Annotated in this window: 14 protein-coding genes; 4 read left to right on the forward strand and 10 right to left on the reverse strand. The window is 67.3% G+C overall.

The features are described 5' to 3' along the window. Positions 1 to 38 precede the first annotated feature (38 nt). Complete coding sequence (locus tag NP80_RS26585; protein ID WP_006409861.1) at positions 39 to 2,399, reverse strand: LPS-assembly protein LptD; 2,361 nt, start codon at positions 2,397 to 2,399, stop codon at positions 39 to 41. Between the two features lie 213 nt (positions 2,400 to 2,612). Between NP80_RS26585 and NP80_RS26590 the strand changes: the two genes are divergently transcribed. Both NP80_RS26590 and murU read left to right on the forward strand, forming a co-directional pair. Then, a complete protein-coding gene (locus NP80_RS26590) occupies positions 2,613 to 3,659 on the forward strand; it encodes an aminoglycoside phosphotransferase family protein (RefSeq protein WP_006406558.1) in 1,047 nt (348 codons plus the stop codon). A gap of 25 nt (positions 3,660 to 3,684) precedes the next feature. Continuing rightward, positions 3,685 to 4,407, forward strand: a complete 723-nt coding sequence (gene murU, locus NP80_RS26595) for an N-acetylmuramate alpha-1-phosphate uridylyltransferase MurU (protein ID WP_006409860.1) — start codon at positions 3,685 to 3,687, stop codon at positions 4,405 to 4,407. A 50-nt stretch (positions 4,408 to 4,457) separates the two neighbouring features. Here murU and NP80_RS26600 read toward each other — a convergent pair whose 3' ends face one another. Beyond that, positions 4,458 to 6,329: an ABCB family ABC transporter ATP-binding protein/permease gene (locus NP80_RS26600; protein WP_035946582.1), complete on the reverse strand. Its 1,872-nt coding sequence runs from the start codon at positions 6,327 to 6,329 to the stop codon at positions 4,458 to 4,460. Positions 6,330 to 6,501: 172 nt separating this feature from the next. Between NP80_RS26600 and NP80_RS26605 the strand changes: the two genes are divergently transcribed. Continuing rightward, positions 6,502 to 6,897 (forward strand): acyl-CoA thioesterase, encoded by a 396-nt coding sequence (locus NP80_RS26605; RefSeq protein ID WP_006398318.1) that lies wholly within the window; start codon positions 6,502 to 6,504, stop codon positions 6,895 to 6,897. Between the two features lie 38 nt (positions 6,898 to 6,935). Here the strand turns inward: NP80_RS26605 and NP80_RS26610 are convergent, their stop codons facing one another. Continuing rightward, positions 6,936 to 7,418, reverse strand: a complete 483-nt coding sequence (locus NP80_RS26610) for a nitrate reductase associated protein (protein WP_006409857.1) — start codon at positions 7,416 to 7,418, stop codon at positions 6,936 to 6,938. Positions 7,419 to 7,529: 111 nt separating this feature from the next. On the opposite strand from NP80_RS26610, the gene fdhD reads away from it, so the two are divergent. After that, positions 7,530 to 8,360 carry a formate dehydrogenase accessory sulfurtransferase FdhD gene (gene fdhD / locus NP80_RS26615; protein ID WP_006398316.1) on the forward strand — a complete coding sequence of 277 codons (831 nt, stop codon included), beginning with the start codon at positions 7,530 to 7,532 and terminating at the stop codon, positions 8,358 to 8,360. A 56-nt stretch (positions 8,361 to 8,416) separates the two neighbouring features. Here the strand turns inward: fdhD and NP80_RS26620 are convergent, their stop codons facing one another. From NP80_RS26620 to nudB, 7 genes are all read right to left on the reverse strand, one after another. Continuing rightward, complete coding sequence (locus tag NP80_RS26620; protein ID WP_006406562.1) at positions 8,417 to 9,184, reverse strand: enoyl-CoA hydratase; 768 nt, start codon at positions 9,182 to 9,184, stop codon at positions 8,417 to 8,419. 91 nt (positions 9,185 to 9,275) lie between these two features. Further along, the gene (locus NP80_RS26625; RefSeq protein WP_006406563.1) at positions 9,276 to 10,475 is read right to left on the reverse strand and encodes an acetyl-CoA C-acyltransferase; all 1,200 of its coding nucleotides are present in this window, start codon (positions 10,473 to 10,475) and stop codon (positions 9,276 to 9,278) included. Positions 10,476 to 10,501: 26 nt separating this feature from the next. Further along, entirely contained in the window at positions 10,502 to 12,937 is a 2,436-nt protein-coding gene (locus NP80_RS26630; RefSeq protein ID WP_006406564.1) for a 3-hydroxyacyl-CoA dehydrogenase/enoyl-CoA hydratase family protein, read from the reverse strand. A 112-nt stretch (positions 12,938 to 13,049) separates the two neighbouring features. Beyond that, positions 13,050 to 14,837, reverse strand: coding sequence for an acyl-CoA dehydrogenase C-terminal domain-containing protein (locus tag NP80_RS26635; protein WP_006398312.1), 1,788 nt, complete (start codon positions 14,835 to 14,837; stop codon positions 13,050 to 13,052). A 57-nt stretch (positions 14,838 to 14,894) separates the two neighbouring features. Continuing rightward, a complete protein-coding gene (locus NP80_RS26640) occupies positions 14,895 to 15,494 on the reverse strand; it encodes a TetR/AcrR family transcriptional regulator (RefSeq protein ID WP_006398311.1) in 600 nt (199 codons plus the stop codon). A 254-nt stretch (positions 15,495 to 15,748) separates the two neighbouring features. Continuing rightward, the gene (locus tag NP80_RS26645; RefSeq protein WP_006398310.1) at positions 15,749 to 17,023 is read right to left on the reverse strand and encodes a phospholipase D-like domain-containing protein; all 1,275 of its coding nucleotides are present in this window, start codon (positions 17,021 to 17,023) and stop codon (positions 15,749 to 15,751) included. After that, complete coding sequence (gene nudB / locus NP80_RS26650; protein WP_035488955.1) at positions 17,020 to 17,514, reverse strand: dihydroneopterin triphosphate diphosphatase; 495 nt, start codon at positions 17,512 to 17,514, stop codon at positions 17,020 to 17,022. The genes NP80_RS26645 and nudB overlap by 4 nt, the downstream gene beginning before the upstream one ends. Between the last annotated feature and the right edge of the window lie 32 nt (positions 17,515 to 17,546).

Below are 17,546 nucleotides of genomic sequence, written 5' to 3' on the forward strand. Positions count from 1 at the left end.
ACTCCATTGAAATCGGCTGACCGGTCAGACAGGCCGCGTTACTCGTAGTTGCTGAAGCGGGACATCGGCGGCGGTGCCGACGGCAGCGGCGTGTAGCCCGGCACGCCGGCGCGGAACGCCGCGACGAGGCCGTTGTCGACGGTCGACAGCCCCTTGAGCGTGAGCTGCATCATGAAGCGCGTCGACGAGTTCCGCTGTCCGGACGAATTCACGCCGTTGGCGAACCGCTGCACGCCGACGCCGAGCGCCCAGCAATCCGCGTCGTATTGTAAGCCGAGCAGACCGTCGACAAGCCGGTCGCCGGCCAGATCGTAGTTGAAGCGGCCGACCGCGTACAGGCGCCGCGTGAGCGGCCATTGCGCGGACACCAGGAACTGGTTGATCGGCTGTCCGTCGAGCGTCGTGCTTGCGCGCGTGTAGCGGTACGCGGCGTTGATCACCTTGCGCTCGCCGGGACTGAAGCCGAAACCGATGCTCGACTTCACGAGCTGGTTGTTGTTCTGGTTGTACTGGAACGCCGTTTCCGACATGAAGCCCGAACCGAGCTTCAGCGCAGCGCCGACGATCAGGTCGGAGTGGCGCGCCTGCGCGGCGGACTGCCCCGTGTTCAGCGTCACGCGCTGATCGGCGAAGTAGTACTGCTGCGCGATCACGAAGCGCGCGCGCTCGTCGCCGGTACGCGGATCGATGAAGCGCGAGGTCAGGCCGGCCGTGATCCGGTTCGCGTCCGCGACGCGGTCGTTGCCGACGAACGTGTTCGGCTGGTAGATCTCCGCGAGGCCGAAGTCGGATTCGGCGGTATCGAACAGCGGCGCGTTCGACTGGTCGCGGTACGGCGTATACACGTAGTAGAGCCGCGGCTCGAGCGTCTGGATGAAGTCCTGGCCGAACAGGCGCACCGAGCGGTCGAAGATCAGCCCGGTGTCGAAGCTGACGGTCGGAATCGATTCGGTAAAGCGCTTCGGGCTGTTCGGCGTGCTCGACGACAGGTAGTTCAGGTCGTACGACGCGAAGTGGTACTGCACCTTCGGCACGACGAAGTAGCCGGGTCCGTAGACGCCGTACGCGATGTACGGGTTGAAGACGATCCGGTCGCCCTGCGTCGAGTCGGCGGTCGTGATGCGGAATCGCGAGTAGTCGGCTTCCGCGCCGAAGTCGAAGCCGCCGACGTTGTACTTCGTGTACTTCACGTTCAACTGCGGCTCGCGGCTGTACGGCGCGATCGACGGCGGCAGCGTCTGCCAGTGCTGGTAGCGCGCGAGCACCGACCACGGACCCTTGTTGTACGTGAGGCCCGCTTCCTGCTGATAGAGCGTCTGCGTCCCGTTGATGAACTGGTTCATCGACCCAAGGTCTTCGGGATAGGTATTGTCCGAGACCTTGTTGTAGTAGACGTAGCCGCCGAAGCCGCCGCCGAAGTTCTGCTGGTGCTGCCAGTAGATCGCGTAGCGGTTGCGGTGCGCGAGCCGGTCGTCCGGCAGGTAGTTCGCGGTGAACGTGCCCGAATAGCTCGGCGACAGATAGCGGAACGTCGCTTCGGTCTGCACGCCGCGCCGCGAGATGATGCGCGGCGTGATCGTCAGGTCGCGGTTCGGCGCGATGTTGAAGTAGTACGGCAGCGACAGCTCGAACCCGTTGTTCGAGTTCATCGAGAACGTCGGCGGCAGCAGGCCGCTTCTGCGATCGCCCGAGAGCGGGAACGTCATCCACGGGCTCGCGAAGATCGGCACACCCTGGAAGAACAGCACGCCGTTGCGCGCGGTGCCTTCGTCGGCGCCCGTGTCGAAGTCGAAGCGGCTGCCCTTGATGTACCACGCGGGATGCGTCGCGCACGCGCATGCGGTGTACGTGCCGTTCACGAACACCGAGCGCTCGCTGTCGAGCATGTCGACGCGCTCCGCGCTGCCGGAGCCGCCCGTCACGTTGAAGTGATACTTCGGCGCCGTCATGAAGCCCTGGCTCGCCTCGATCTTCAGGTGCGCTTCGGGGCCCGCGAACGACGTGCCGCCGTTGATCACCCTGACCTGGCCGTATGCATCGGCCATGTCGGTATCCTGATCGTAGTGGATCGCGTCGGCTTTCACGACCGCGTCGCCGCGCCGCAGTTCGGCCGAGCCTTTCGCGGCCATGTCCTGCTCGGCCGTGCCGCTCGTGTGGTCGGCGATCACGAACGCGGCGGGCTTCGCGCCGTCCTTCAGCGGATGTTCCTCGAGCTGCGGCGCGAGACGCAGATCCCACGGCGAATCGAGCGGCTGCGGCTGCGCGGCCGCGCCCGTCAGCTGCGCGTGCGACACGGCCGGCACGAGGCCGGGCACGGCCAGCAGTGCAAGCGCGAGCCGCCGTTTGCGCGGCGCCCCGTCAGCGGGGAAGACATTCGGGAATAGCGGTTTGGGCGGCATCTATCGTTTGGCGAATCGCCCCTTGTCAACGGCGCCTTCGACGCACGGCTGCCTGCGCCGTCGAACCGCGACTGCGGCTGAGCGCAAACCGGGGAGGCGATCGGGCGGACGGCGCGACAGGCGACGGGCCTGCACGGCGGAAGCTGACGCGGGGCGCGTCAAAAAAGTCGTGGGGTATTATATGGCAAGACGTTCCCCCCTCCGCCGAGTTTCATGACGCCCCCATCCACCGCCGCTCATCCCGACGCCCGCCTCGACGCGCTCGCCGCCTGGCTGCGCCCGCTCGCCGATCGCTACGCGCTCGACCTCGCCACGCTCGCGCCGGCATCGTCCGACGCCAGTTTCCGCCGCTATTTCCGCGTCGCGTCGGCCGCGAGCGCCGGCGGCTCGCTGATCGCCGTCGACGCGCCGCCGCCCGAGAAATGCCGCGAGTTCGTGCAGGTCGCGCAGCTGCTCGCGGCGGCCGGCGACCATGTACCCGACGTGCTGGCGCACGATTTCGACGCCGGCTTCATGCTCGTGACCGATCTCGGCCGCACGTCCTACATCTCGGTGCTCGACCCGGCCGATCCGGCCTCCGCGCGGCCGCTGATGCGCGATGCGTTCGACGCGCTGATCCGCTTCCAGCTCACGTCGAAGCCCGACGTGCTGCCGCCGTTCGACGAAGCGTTCCTGCGCCGCGAAATGGAGCTGATGCCCGAATGGTTCATCGGCCGCCATCTCGGCAAGCCCGTCACCGACGCGATGCGCGGCACGCTCGAGCGCACCTTCGCGCTGCTGGTCGCGAGCGCGCACGCGCAGCCGCAGGGCTTCATGCTGCGCGACTTCATGCCGCGCAACCTGATGGTCTGCGAGCCGAATCCGGGCATCCTCGACTTCCAGGATGCCGTCTACGGGCCGCTGACCTACGACGTCGTGTCGCTGCTGCGCGACGCGTTCATCAGCTGGGACGAGGAATTCGAGCTCGACTGCTTCGCCTACTACTGGGAAAAGGCCAAGAAGGCCGGCCTGCCCGTCGATCCCGACTTCGGCGAGTTCTACCGCCAGCTCGAATGGATGGGCCTGCAGCGCCATATCAAGGTGCTCGGGCTGTTCGCGCGCATCAACTATCGCGACGGCAAGCCGCACTATCTGAACGACCTGCCGCGCTTCCTCGGCTACGCGCGCAAGGTCGCGCTGCGCTACCGTCCGCTCGCGCCGTTCGCGAAGCTGCTCGACGAGCTCGAGGGCCGCACCGACGACGTCGCGTATACGTTCTGACCGCCCGACCACCACGCTGCCGAACATGAGCACCTCCCTGACCACGGCGATGATCTTCGCCGCCGGACGCGGCGAACGCATGCGCCCGCTGACCGACACCTGCCCGAAACCGCTGCTCGAAGCGGGCGGCAAGCCGCTGATCGTCTGGCAGATCGAGCGGCTCGCGCAGGCCGGCATCGAGACGATCGTGATCAACCATGCATGGCTCGGCGCGCAGATCGAGCAGGCGCTCGGCGACGGCGCGCGCTGGGGCGTGCGGCTCGTGTACTCGGCCGAGGGCGAAGCGCTCGAGACGGCCGGCGGCATCGCGCAGGCGTTGCCGCTGCTCGAGCACGACGGCCGGCCGACGGTGTTCGTCGCCGTCAGCGGCGACGTGTTCTGCGCGTTCGACTACCGCACGCTCGCGCCGCGCGCCGCCCGGATGGCCGCGCTCGACGCGCCCGCGCTGCACCTCGTGATGGTGCCGAACCCGCCGTTCCACCCGGCCGGCGATTTCGCGCTCGGCGACGACGGGCGCCTGACGCTCGACGGCGCCGCGCGCCTCACGTTCGGCAACATCGGACTGTACGACACGCGGATGTTCCGCGATCTCGCGCGCGGCACGCGCCGCGCGCTGACGCCCTACTACCGCGCAGCCATCGAGGCCGGCCGCGCGAGCGGCGAACTGTACGAGGGAATCTGGGAGAACGTCGGCACGCCCGCGCAGCTGCACGAACTCGACGCGCGGCTGCGCTCCGCCGGCCGCTAAGCCCGCTCACGCGCGCGGCGCCGCGCTTCACCGCTCGCGCACGGCGGCGATCACGCCGCTTCCGCCGCCTCGTCGCCGGCCGCCGCGCGCTGCTGCTGCAGCGCCCACATCTGCGCATAGGGCCCGTCCGCGCGCACGAGTTCGTCGTGCGTGCCGCGCTCGACGATCCGCCCGTGATCCATGACGAGAATCTGCTGCGCATGCACGACCGTCGACAGCCGGTGCGCGATCACGAGCGTCGTCCGATGCCGCGCGATCTGCTCGAGCTCATGCTGGATCGCGCGCTCCGAACGCGAATCGAGCGCGGACGTCGCCTCGTCGAACAGCAGGATCGGCGGATTCTTCAGCAGCGTGCGCGCGATCGCGACACGCTGCTTCTCGCCGCCCGACAGCTTCAGCCCGCGCTCGCCGACCGGCGTCTCATAGCCGTTCGGCAAGCTTTCGATGAAGTCGTGGATATGCGCGGCGCGCGCGGCCGCGATCACCTCGTCGCGCGTCGCGCTCGGCCGGCCGTACGCGATGTTGTAGTAGATCGAGTCGTTGAACAGCACCGTGTCCTGCGGCACGATCCCGATCGACGCGCGCAGCGAGTCCTGTGTGACGTCGCGGATATCCTGCCCGTCGATGCGGATTGCGCCGCCCGACGCGCGATCGAGATCGTAGAAGCGGAACAGCAGGCGGGACAGCGTCGACTTGCCGGACCCGCTGTGCCCGACCACCGCGGTCGTCGTGCCGGCCTCGATCGTGAACGTGACGTCGTGCAGGATCGGCCGCGCCGGCTCGTAGGCGAAATTCACGTGCTCGAAGCGCACCTGCGCGCCGGCCACCGCGAGCGGCCGCGCGTCGGGACGATCGGCGACCTCCTTCGCGGCCGACAGCAGGCCGAACATGCGATCCATGTCGGTGAGGCTCTGCTTCAGCTCGCGGTACACGACGCCGAGGAAGTTCAGCGGAATGTACAGCTGCAGCATGAACGTGTTGATCAGCACGAGATCGCCGAGCGTCAGCTTGCCGGCGAGCACGCCCTGCGTCGCGCGCCAGAGAATGAACACGAGCCCCGTGCCGATGATCGCCTGCTGACCGAAGTTCAGCAGCGACAGCGAGTTCTGCGAGCGGATCGCGGCCTGGCGGTAGCGCTTGAGGTTCTCGTCGTAGCGCTGCGCCTCCCATTCCTCGTTGCCGAAATACTTGACCGTTTCGTAGTTGATCAGCGAATCGATCGCGCGCGAGTTGGCCCGCGAATCGAGCTCGTTCATCGTGCGACGAAAGTGCGTGCGCCAGTTCGTGACCTTCACGGTGAACACGATGTAGGCGATCAGCGCCGCGAACGTCACGTACGCGTAATACGCGTCGTACTTGACGACGAAGAAGCCGAGCACGAGCCCGACCTCGACGAGCGTCGGCAGGATGCTGTACAGCGAATACGAGATCAGTTGCTGGATGCCGCGCGTGCCGCGCTCGATGTCGCGCGACATGCCGCCCGTCTGCCGCTCGAGGTGAAAGCGCAGCGACAGTCCGTGCAGATGACGAAACACCTGCAGCGCGAGCCGACGCACCGCGCTTTCGGTGACTTTCGAGAACAGGATTTCGCGCAGCTCGGTGAACAGCGACGTCGACAGCCGCACGAGCGCATACGCGATCACGAGCAGCCCGACGCCGCCCGCGAGCACGATGCCGGCCGACTGCTCGGCGCGGCCGAGCGCGGTCAGCTGCTGCACGGAAGCGAGATGATCGACGATGCGCTTCATCACGATCGGCACGCCGAGGTTCGCGACTTTCGCGCCGATCAGGCACGCGAGCGCGAGTGCGACACGCAGCTTGTAGGTCGCGAGATACGGCAGCAGCGAACGGATCGTCTGCCAGTCGTTGCGGGGCCCGGTCGGAGCCGGCGCGGGCTCGCCGGAAGCGGAATATCGGCGCATGGGGGAAGGAACGGGCGGCGGTGCCGGGCGCCGAGCGACGGCCGGATCGCGCACTTTCTCGTACAATTTGCGGACGTCGTATTGTCGCAGAAGCCGCTTCGCGCCGCTGCCGGCGGCCTCGCAGGCCGGCTGCGCGCGGGCGGCCTATTTCTTACAGGATGAAAGCCCCGCCATGACCGAACCGACCCTCGAACTCCCGCAGAAGCAGCCGGCGCTGCGTGTCGTCCCGCAACCGCACGACGCGAACGTCCACGGCGACGTATTCGGCGGCTGGATCATGTCGCAGGTCGACATCGCCGGGTCGATTCCGGCCAGCCAGCGCGCGAACGGGCGCGTCGCGACGGTCGCGGTCAATTCCTTCGTGTTCAAGCAACCGGTGTTCGTCGGCGATCTGCTGAGCTTCTACGCGACGATCACGCGCACCGGCAACACCTCGGTCACGGTGGATGTCGAGGTGTACGCGCAACGCATGCGCCTGATGGGCGAAGTCGTGAAGGTCACGGAAGCGACGCTCACGTACGTCGCGACGGGCCCGGACCGCAAGCCGCGGCCGCTGCCCGCGCTGTAACGCGCGCGGGCAGGCGCGCCGGCGCCGGGCGCGAACGCTCAGTGCGTGCCGGTCAGCCCGAACTCGCGCATCGCCGGCACGAAGTCGTGATTGAGCGTCGGCTTGCGCGACAGCTTCATCAGCACGTAGCGCTGGAACGGCGCGAGCTGCTGCCATTGCGCGACGGCCGGCACCGGCAGCCCGGCCAGTGCGCACTGCTGCGCGAGCGCATCGGGCACCGCGTCGGTCGTGCGCCACGCCGGCTGCTCTTCCGGCTGAAACCACGACGGCTCGAGATTCGCGTGCGTGCGCAGCATCTCGAACAGCGCATGGTCGAAGTTGGGCTCGATCGCCGTGTCGTCGTCGGCCGGAAAGCGCGCGAGCAGCCGGCGATCCTCGAGCGGCAGCAGCTGCCACTGCTCGAGCGAGATCCGCAAGCCGAAGCGGTCGAGATTGAAACGCACGATCATCGGAATGTACGTGAGGTTTTCCGACGATTCGTGTTCGAAATTGAATAGCAACGGTGCGTCGCTGAGTCCCATGGTCGTTACCCGAGTGGCGAACGCCGGCGCGGCCGGCCTGCCTGGGGTATTTTAGAACCTCTGCGCGCGGCCGGCGGCGACGATCGCCGCCGCCGCCTCGAATCAACGGGAGTGCTCGTGAATCCGACCGAAACAGCCGAACCGCGCGGCGCGATCGAACTGTCCGTACGCCGCATGCGCGGTGGCGTCGCCGAAACCGCCCAAGACTACGTCGGCCAGGAATGGCCGGTCGCGCTCGTGTTCAACGGCATCTCGCACGCGGTGATGATGTGCACGCCGCGCGATCTCGAAGCGTTCGCGGTGGGCTTTGCGATGTCGGAAGGGATCGTCGCGCGCGGCAGCGACATCAAGGACATCGACGTGATCCTGCATGCAGACGCGCCGCTGCCGCACGCGGAAGTGCACCTCGACGTCGTCCAGCAAGCGTTCGCCGCGCTGAAGGACCGCCGCCGCGCGCTTGCCGGCCGCACCGGCTGCGGCGTCTGCGGCATCGAAAGCATCGATCTGCTCGATCTCGCGCCCGAACGCGTGCCCGACACCGGCTTTCTCGCACGGCTTGCGCCCGACGCGCTCGCGCGCGCGGCGCACGCGCTGCCGGCTCACCAGACGCTCACGCAGCTGACCGGCGGCCTGCACGCGGCCGCCTGGTGCGATGCAACCGGCGCGATCCGCATGGCGTTCGAGGATGTCGGCCGCCACAACGCGCTCGACAAGCTGATCGGCTCGCTCGTGCTGTCGCGCGCGGAGCCGACCGACGGCTTCGTGTTCCTGTCGAGCCGCGCGAGCTACGAGCTCGTGCGCAAGGCTGCGCGCGTCGGCATCCCGATGGTCGCGACGATCTCCGCGCCCTCGTCGCTCGCGATCGAGATCGCGAAGGCCGCCGGGCTGCGGCTCGTCAGCTTCTGCCGCGAGACCGGCTACGTCGACTACGGCACGGCATGACCGCCGGCGCCGGCTCCCGACCGCGGCGCGGTCGCCGGGCCGGCGCGCGCGGCGCGTCAGTCGAACTGGCGGAAATCGGGTTTGCGCTTCTCGAAGAATGCCGTCATCGCCTCGCGCGCTTCGGGCGCGCGCAGCATCGCCGAGAAATGGCCGGCCTCTTCGGCCATCCGTGCGGCCACCGTCACGCCGCCCGTATCCTTGAGCAGCGCCTTTGTCACGCGCAGCGACGAGGCCGGCAGCGACGCGAGCTTCGCGGCCTGCTTCGCGGCGAACGCGTCGAGCTCCGCGGCCGGCAGCACGCGATTGACGATGCCGATGCGGTGCGCTTCGAGCGCGTCGAACGGTTCGCCGAGCAGCAGCTTTTCGGCGGCAATCTGATGGCCGGCGAGCCGCGGCAGCAGCGCGCTCGATGCCGCTTCCGGGCAGAGCCCGAGCTGCACGAACGGCAGCGAGAACGTCGCGGTGTCGGCCGCGTAGACCAGATCGCAGTGCAGCAGCATCGTCACGCCGACGCCGACCGCGATGCCCGGCACCGCGGCGACGATCGGCTTGCTCGCGCCGCTGATGCGCGCGAGAAACTGAAACACCGGCGCGTCCTCGTCCTTCGGCGGCGCCTTCAGGAAATCCTCGAGATCGTTGCCCGCGCTGAAATTGCCGTCGCTGCCGCGCAGCAGGATCGCGCGGACCGCGCTGTCTTCCTGCGCAGCGGCGAGCGCATCGGCCATCGCCTGATACATCGCCGCCGTCAGCGCATTCTTCTTCGCCGGCCGCGCGATCGTGATCGTCAGTACGCCGTCGGCGCGTTCCACTTGAATGTCGGCCACCATCGTCTCCTTTGACTTGCCTCTACCGGAATGAAAAACGGTGCGCGAGCTCGCCGCCCGCGCACCGTCGTCGCGTTTCCTCGGGTCCCGCTTACAGGCGTTCGATGATGCCCGCCGCACCCATGCCGGTGCCGACGCACATCGTGACCATCCCGTACTTCAGGTTGCGGCGGCGCAGCCCGTGCACGACGGTCGCCGCGCGAATCGCGCCGGTCGCGCCGAGCGGGTGGCCGAGCGCGATCGCGCCGCCGAGCGGGTTCACCTTCGACGGATCGAGGCCGAGATCGCGGATCACGGCGAGCGACTGCGCGGCAAATGCCTCGTTCAGCTCGATCCAGTCGAGATCGTCCTGCTTCAGGCCCGCCGCCTTCAGCGCGGCCGGAATCGCTTCCTTCGGCCCGATGCCCATGATTTCCGGCGGCACGCCGCGCACCGCGAAGCTCACGAAGCGCGCGAGCGGCGTCAGGTTGAACTGCTTGAGCACCTTCTCGGAGACGACGAGCAGCGCGCCCGCGCCGTCCGACGTCTGCGAACTGTTGCCGGCCGTGACCGAGCCCTTGTTCGCGAACACCGCACGCAGCTTCGCGAGGCCTTCGAGCGACGTATCGGCACGCGGGCCTTCGTCGAGCGCGATCTCGCGCGTCTTCACGTCGATCTCGCCGCTCGCGAGATTCGGGAAGCGCTCGGTGATCGTGTACGGCGCGATTTCGTCCGCGAACTCGCCGGCCTGTTGTGCGGCGAGCGCCTTGCGGTGCGACTCGACCGAGAACGCGTCCTGGTCTTCGCGGCTCACCTTCCACTGGTCGGCCACACGTTCGGCCGTCAGCCCCATCCCGTACGCGATGCCGATGTCTTCGCTGCGATCGAAGATGTGCGGCGACATCGACGGCTTGTTGCCCATCATCGGCACCATGCTCATCGATTCGCAGCCGCCGGCGAGCAGCGCGTCCGATTCGCCGACGCGAATGCGGTCGGCCGCCATCGCCAGTGCCGTGATGCCCGATGCGCAGAAGCGGTTGACGGTGACGCCGCCGACCGTCTGCGGCAGGCCGGCGAGCAGCGCGCCCATGCGCGCGACGTTCAGGCCCTGCTCCGCTTCCGGAATCGCGCAACCGATGATCGCATCCTCGATCAGCTTCGTGTCGAAGCCCGGCACCTGCGCGACCGTCGACTTGATCGCGTGCACCAGCAGCTCGTCCGGACGCGTGTTCTTGAAGACGCCGCGCGGGGCCTTGCCGATCGGCGTGCGGCTGGCGGCGACGATGTATGCGTCTTGCAGTTGTTTGCTCATTTGAAACTCCTTGCCTTATCGCTCGCTCAGTTACGCACCGGCTTGCCGGTCTGCAACATGCCCATGATCCGTTCCTGCGTCTTCTGCGTGCCGAGCAGCTCGACGAACGCACGACGCTCGAGCGCCAGCAGCCACTCCTCGTCGACGAGGCTGCCCGCCTCGACGTCGCCGCCGCACACCGCCTCCGCGATGCGGCTCGCGATCAGGAAGTCGTGGTCGCTGATGAAGCGCCCGTCGCGCATGTTCACGAGCTGCGCCTTGATCGTCGCGATGGCCGAGCGGCCCGCGACCGGCACGTCCTTCGCACGCAGCGGCGCACGATAGCCGGTGTCGGCGAGCGCGCGCGCCTCCTTCTTCGCGGTGTCGAGCAGTTCGAACACGTTGAAGACGATCGTGTCGGACGGCTTCACGTAGCCCATCGCGCGCGCATCGTGCGCGGACGACGACACCTTCGCCATCGCCGCGTTCTCGAACGACTTCGTCACGAACTTCAGCAGATCGGTGGTGGCGTTCGCGGCCGCGGCGGCGTCTGCCGCGCGCAGTGCCGCTTCCTTCAGCCCGCCACCGGCCGGCACGAGGCCGACGCCCACTTCGACGAGGCCGATATAGCTCTCGACGTGCACGACGCGCTTCGCGCTATGCAGCATCAGCTCGCACCCGCCGCCGAGCGCGATGCCCGACACGGCCGCGACGACCGGCACGTTCGCGTACTTCACGCGCAGCATGCCTTCCTGGAACTTCTTCACGAACGGCTCGATCCCCTTCGCGCCGCCCATCATGAACGCGGGCATCGCCTCTTCGAGGTTCGCGCCGGCCGAGAACGGGCCGCCCGGCGTGCCGAGCTTCAGCGAGGTCGGCTGCCAGATCACGACGCCCTTGTAGTCCTTCTCGGCGAGTTCGATCGCCTGCACGAGGCCGTCGATCACGCCCGGGCCGATCGTGTTCATCTTCGACTTGAACGAGACGATCACGACGTCGTCCTCGCCCGCGCGATCGTCGACCCACGCACGCACCGAGTCGGTCTCGAACAGCGTCTTGCCGTACGTCTTCGGATCGGCGCCGGCTTCGCCGAGCAGCGGCGCGCGGAACACCTGCTTGCGGTACACCGGCAGATCCGAACGCGGCACGAAGCGCTTCGACGCCGGCGCCCACGAGCCTTCGGCGGTGTGCACGCCGCCCTTCTCCGCGACCGGCCCTTCGAGCACCCATGCGGGCAGCGGCACGTTGGCGAGCGCCTTGCCGGCCGCGATGTCGTCCTGCACCCACTCGGCGACCTGCTTCCAGCCGGCCGCCTGCCAGCCTTCGAACGGGCCTTCGTTCCAGCCGAAGCCCCAGCGGATCGCGAGGTCGACGTCGCGCGCATTGTCGGCGATCGACTCGAGATGCACGCCGATGTAGTGGAACACGTCGCGGAAGATCGACCAGAGGAACTGCGCATGCGGATGGTTCGTTTCGCGCAGCAGCTTCAGCCGCTCGGCCGGCGGACGCTTCAGGATGCGCGCGACCGTTTCGTCGGCCTTCGCACCCGAATCGACGTAGCTGCCCGTCTTCGCGTCGAGCACCTTGATCGCCTTGCCTTCCTTCTTGTAGAAGCCGGCGCCCGTCTTCTGGCCGAGCGCGCCCTGCTTCACGAGCTCGGCGAGTACGGCCGGCGTCTGGTAAACCGGGAAGAACGGATCGTCGGCGAGGTTGTCCTGCATCGTCTTGATCACGTGCGCCATCGTGTCGAGACCGACCACGTCCGCGGTGCGGAACGTCGCCGACTTCGCGCGACCGAGGCGGCTGCCCGTCAGATCGTCGACTTCGTCGAAACGCAGCCCGAACTTCGCGGCTTCCGTGATCACCGCGAGGATCGAGAAGATGCCGACGCGGTTCGCGATGAAGTTCGGCGTGTCCTTCGCGCGCACGACGCCCTTGCCGACGACGCTCGTCAGGAACGTCTCGAGCTGGTCGAGAATCTCCGGACGCGTATGCGCGGTCGGGATCAGCTCGACGAGGTGCATGTAGCGCGGCGGATTGAAGAAGTGCACGCCGCAGAAGCGCGCCTTCAGTTCGTCCGAAAACCCTTCGGACAGCTTCGTGATCGACAGGCCCGACGTGTTCGTCGCGAAGATCGCGTTCGGGCCGATGTGCGGCGCGACCTTCTTGTAGAGGTCGTGCTTCCAGTCCATCCGCTCGGCGATCGCCTCGATCACGACGTCGCACTCGGCGAGCTTCGCGATGTCGTCGTCGTAGTTCGCGGCTTCGAGGTACTTCGCGTCGTCCTTCACGCCGAACGGCGCGGGCGACAGCTTCTTCAGGTTCTCGATCGCCTTCAGCGCGATCGCGTTTTTCGGGCCTTCCTTGGCCGGCAGGTCGAACAGCAGCACGGGCACGCGCGCGTTGACGAGATGCGCGGCGATCTGCGCGCCCATCACGCCGGCGCCCAGCACGGCTACCTTGCGAATCAGGAAATTGCTCACGGGATGTCTCCGATAGTGTCGTGCAGCGCGAATCGGAACGGCTGCACGGCGAAACGAGTACCAGGAACCGTTGCGGCCGGGCGGCGCAGGTCGCGCGCCGCCCGGCGTCGCGTCAGAACAGCGATTCGTCGACTTCCATCAGCGTCTTCGAACCGGCGCGCGCAGCGCGGATCGTCGCGGCCGTCTCAGGCAGCAGGCGCGCGAAGTAGAAACGTGCCGTCGCCAGCTTCGACTTGTAGAACGGATCTCCGGACGCTTCATTGTCGAGCGCGATGCGCGCCATGCGCGCCCAGAAGTACGAGAACACCAGATGGCCGACCGTGCGCAGGTACGGCACGGCCGCGGCGCCGACTTCGTCCGGGTTCTGCATCGCCTTCATGCCGATTTCCATCGTCAGCTTCTGCACCTTCTCGCCGATATCCGCGAGCGGGTTGACGAATTCGGCCATCTCCGGCTTCACGCCTTCGGCTTCGACGAAGTCCGACACGATCTTGCCGAACTTCTTCAGCTTCGCGCCCATGTCGCCGAGCACCTTGCGGCCGAGCAGGTCGAGCGACTGGATCGAGTTCGTGCCCTCGTAGATCATGTTGATCCGCGCATCGCGCACGTACTGCTCCATGCCCCACTCGGAGATGAAGCCGTGGCCGCCGTAGATCTGCATCGCATGGTTGGTCGACTCGAACGCGTTGTCGGTCAGGAACGCCTTGATGATCGGCGTGAGCAGCGCGACGAGATCGGCCGCTTCCTTGCGCACCGCTTCGTCGGCATGCGACAGCTCCTTGTCGATCTGCAGCGCCGACCAGTACGTGAAGGCGCGCGCGCCTTCGGCATAGGCCTTCTGCGTCAGCAGCATGCGGCGCACGTCCGGATGCACGATGATCGGATCGGCCGGCTTGTCCGGCGCCTTCGGACCCGTCAGCGAGCGCATCTGCAGGCGCTCCTTCGCATAGGCGAGCGAGTTCTGGTAAGCAACTTCGGTCAGGCCGAGACCCTGCATGCCGACACCGAGACGTGCGGCGTTCATCATCACGAACATCGCGTTGAGGCCCTTGTTCGGCTCGCCGACCATCCAGCCCTTCGCGTTGTCGAGGTTCATCACGCAGGTCGCGTTGCCGTGGATGCCCATCTTGTGCTCGATCGAGCCGCACTTGATGCCGTTGCGCTCGCCCGGCTCGCCCGATGCATCGGGGATGAACTTCGGGACGATGAACAGCGAGATTCCCTTCGTGCCCTGCGGTGCGTCCGGCAGGCGCGCGAGCACGAGGTGGACGATGTTCGACGCCATGTCGTGCTCGCCGCTCGAGATGAAGATCTTCGTGCCGGTGATCGAGTACGATCCGTCGCCGTTCGGTTCGGCCTTCGTACGCAGGATGCCGAGGTCGGTGCCGCAGTGCGGCTCGGTCAGGCACATCGTGCCGGTCCATTCACCCGACACGAGCTTCGGCAGATAGGCCTTCTGCAGTTCCGGCGAGCCGTGCGCGTGCAGGCATTCGTATGCGCCGTGCGACAGGCCCGGATACATCGTCCATGCCTGGTTCGCCGAGTTCAGCATTTCGTACAGCGCGTTATTCACGAACGCGGGCAGCCCCTGGCCGCCGTACTCGGGGTCGCAGCCGAGCGCCGGCCAGCCGGCCTCGACGTACTGGCGATAGGCTTCCTTGAAGCCGGTCGGCGTCGTCACGACGCCGTCGCCGACGTACTTGCAGCCCTCACGGTCGCCGACCTGGTTCAGCGGGAACAGCACCTCGGCGCAGAACTTGCCCGCCTCTTCGAGGACCTGGTTGATCGTGTCGGCATCGAGATCCGCATGCTTGGGCATCTGCTTGAGCTCGGCCTCGACGTTCAGAAGCTCGTGCAACACGAATTGCATGTCGCGCAGCGGCGCGGCGTACTGTCCCATGACTCTCTCCAAATGTGGGCAAACGGCTCGAGCGCCGGGCGGGCGGATCGCGCGCCGCTAGCGACTCTCGCTCTGATACGAAACGATCGTCTTTTCCAGCGCGGCCCACGTGAGGCGCACCGCGTCCGGCAAATGCAGGAAGCGCGCGTCGTGATGCAGGCCGAGCGTGAAGCTGTACAACTCGAAGAGCATCAGGTCCGGATCGGAATCCGCACGCAGATGACCTTCTTCCTTCGCCTGCGAAATGGCACGCAGCAACGCGGCACGCCAGGCCGTCACGCTCGCGATCAACTGCTCGCGCACGGGGCTGTCCGGCCGGTCGTCGTATTCGACGGCGCCGCTGATGTAGATGCATCCCGTCGTCACCTCCTGGATGCGCTTCTCGATCCAGCGCGCCAGCATCGCCCGCAGACGCGGCAGACCGCGCGGTTCGCGCAGGCTCGGAAAGAACACCTCGTTCTCGAAACGATGGTGATACTCGCGCACGACCTCGACCTGCAGGTCCTCGCGCGATCCGAAGTGCGCAAACACGCCGCTCTTGCTCATCTGCATGCGCTCGGCCAGCAGGCCGATCGTCAGCCCTTCCAGCCCGTCACGGCTGGCAAGATCCAAAGCAGCTTCGAGTATCGCGGCACGCGTCTGTTCGCCTTTTCGCATAGCTTTTTCAGTAACCGTTCGGGGTTCAAATAAAATCGAACGGCCGTACTATTATTGAGTGCGACCGCCCGCGGAAACAAGGAAATTATTAGAAACCGGTGTCTAACCGAGCCGCTATTTTGCGCGATTCCGGCGGCGCCGGAGCGGCTTTTCCGCACGAACGTGCGGACGTTTTGAAATGGTATGCGCCCGTGCACGACGCGTGCTGCGCGGCCGCCCGGCGCGGTCCGGCGCCGACACCGCGCCGCTCTCGCTTAGTCGTAACCGCCTACCGTCAGCGCCTTCATGACGATCCGGTAGGTCGTATAGGCGAGCCAGCTCAGCAAGCGTTCGCCGAGCGGCCGCGCCGCGTACCAGGCGGGATCGATCTCGCGGCCGTCCGCGAATGCCGCCTCGATCGCATCGCGCAGCTCGTTCGTGACCGCGTCGTAGCGCACGAGCACCACGTTGGCCTCATTGTTCAGCATCAGGCTCAGCGCGTCCAGATTCGACGAGCCGACCGTCGCCCAGTTGTCGTCGATCACCGCCACCTTGCCGTGCAGGATCGTCTTGTCGTATTCGGCGACGCGCACGCCGGCGCGCAGCAGCGCGCGGTAGAGGAACGGTACGGCCGTGTCGAGCGCCGCGAATTCCTTGCGGCCGACCAGAATCCGGACGTCGACGCCGCGCCGGGCGGCGCCCGTCAGCGCGCGGCGCAGCTTGCGGCCCGGCATGAAATACGGATTCGCGAGCCGGATCTGATGGCGCGCGCGGCCGATCGCCGCGAGATACGCCTTCTCGATCGTGCGCCGGTTCACGACGTTGTCGCGCGCGACAAACGCGACGCTCGGCTCGGTCACGACGCGCAGCGCGCCGGCCTTGATCCAGCGGTGGCTGCGAATCCAGCGCCGGAACATCTCGGGGAACGGCTCGCCGCCGTGCAGCCCGGCCGCGTACTGCGCGTACGGCTTGTGGCCGAACTGGATGCGGTGCCACTGCAGCTCGAATGCCGCGCGTACGTCGGCGACGGCCGGCCCCGCGAGCTCGAGCGCGAAGTCCCAGCGCGGATACTGCAGCGGCGCGCCGTTCTGCTCGTAATCGTCGACGATGTTGATGCCGCCGCAGAACGCGGCCGACCGGTCGATTACCGCGAGCTTGCGATGCGTGCGCGAAAAGCCGAAGCGGCCGAACAGATAGCGGTTGTAGATGCAGTGCTCGATGCCGGCCTCGGTCCACGCGTCGAACAGCGGCAGGCGCGCGGTGCCGACGCCGTCGGTGATCACGCGCACGCGCACGCCACGCAGCGCGGCGCGGATCAGCGCGTCGGACACCGGCCGGCCGGCCGCGTCGTCGCAGAAGATGTAGGTTTCGAGCATGACCTGCTCGCGCGCGGCGTCGATGCGGTCGATCAGCGCGCGGAAGAACTCGCCGCCGCCTTCGCACAAGCGCACCGTGTTGCCGGTCGTGAACGCGAGCCGCGACGCGGAGCCGCGCTCCTGCAGGAACATCTGCCGCAACTGCGCGAAGCGCTTGCGGGTTTCCGCATTCATGCGGACGAGCCGTGCGGCAGGTGCACGAGCGACGCGCGCACCGGAAGCTGCAGGATCGCGTCGGCGTTCGACGGCGAGAAGCAGCGCGCCGCCGCGTCGCGATACGGCAGCCACGCATAGTCGACGTGCTCGCGCGGCGACAGCGTGACGTCGACGCGGCGCGGTACGCAAAGCCCGAACCAGTGCTCGGTGTTGCGCGTGACGCCCGGCGCATAGCGGTGCAGGTATTGCGGATAGATGGTGTATTCGATCCGGTGCTGCCAGTCGACGAGCGCGGCGGCCGGCACGTCGGCCGCGCCGATCACGATGCCCGTCTCTTCCGCGACCTCGCGCGCGGCCGTGACGGCGAGCGGCTCGTCGAGCGTGTCCTTCGACCCGGTCACCGATTGCCAGAAATCGGGCTGATCGGCACGTTTGATCACCAGCACGTCGAGTTCGGGCGTGTAGATCACGACGAGAACGGATTCGGGAATTTTCGGCGGCTTCGTCATCTTTGTTTCATACGGCGCGAGGCGGCCGCGCG

It is taken from the genome of Burkholderia multivorans ATCC BAA-247, assembly GCF_000959525.1.
In the GTDB taxonomy this organism is placed as follows: domain Bacteria; phylum Pseudomonadota; class Gammaproteobacteria; order Burkholderiales; family Burkholderiaceae; genus Burkholderia; species Burkholderia multivorans.

Bases quoted from the DNA above. Each gene is read 5' to 3' on its own strand.
- NP80_RS26585 (WP_006409861.1), bottom strand. From the start codon at position 2,399: ATGCCGCCCAAACCGCTATTCCCGAATGTCTTCCCCGCTGACGGGGCG.
- NP80_RS26590 (WP_006406558.1), top strand. From the start codon at position 2,613: ATGACGCCCCCATCCACCGCCGCTCATCCCGACGCCCGCCTCGACGCG.
- murU (WP_006409860.1), top strand. From the start codon at position 3,685: ATGAGCACCTCCCTGACCACGGCGATGATCTTCGCCGCCGGACGCGGC.
- NP80_RS26600 (WP_035946582.1), bottom strand. From the start codon at position 6,329: ATGCGCCGATATTCCGCTTCCGGCGAGCCCGCGCCGGCTCCGACCGGG.
- NP80_RS26605 (WP_006398318.1), top strand. From the start codon at position 6,502: ATGACCGAACCGACCCTCGAACTCCCGCAGAAGCAGCCGGCGCTGCGT.
- NP80_RS26610 (WP_006409857.1), bottom strand. From the start codon at position 7,418: ATGGGACTCAGCGACGCACCGTTGCTATTCAATTTCGAACACGAATCG.
- NP80_RS26625 (WP_006406563.1), bottom strand. From the start codon at position 10,475: ATGAGCAAACAACTGCAAGACGCATACATCGTCGCCGCCAGCCGCACG.
- NP80_RS26635 (WP_006398312.1), bottom strand. From the start codon at position 14,837: ATGGGACAGTACGCCGCGCCGCTGCGCGACATGCAATTCGTGTTGCAC.
- NP80_RS26640 (WP_006398311.1), bottom strand. From the start codon at position 15,494: ATGCGAAAAGGCGAACAGACGCGTGCCGCGATACTCGAAGCTGCTTTG.
- NP80_RS26645 (WP_006398310.1), bottom strand. From the start codon at position 17,023: ATGAATGCGGAAACCCGCAAGCGCTTCGCGCAGTTGCGGCAGATGTTC.
- nudB (WP_035488955.1), bottom strand. From the start codon at position 17,514: ATGACGAAGCCGCCGAAAATTCCCGAATCCGTTCTCGTCGTGATCTAC.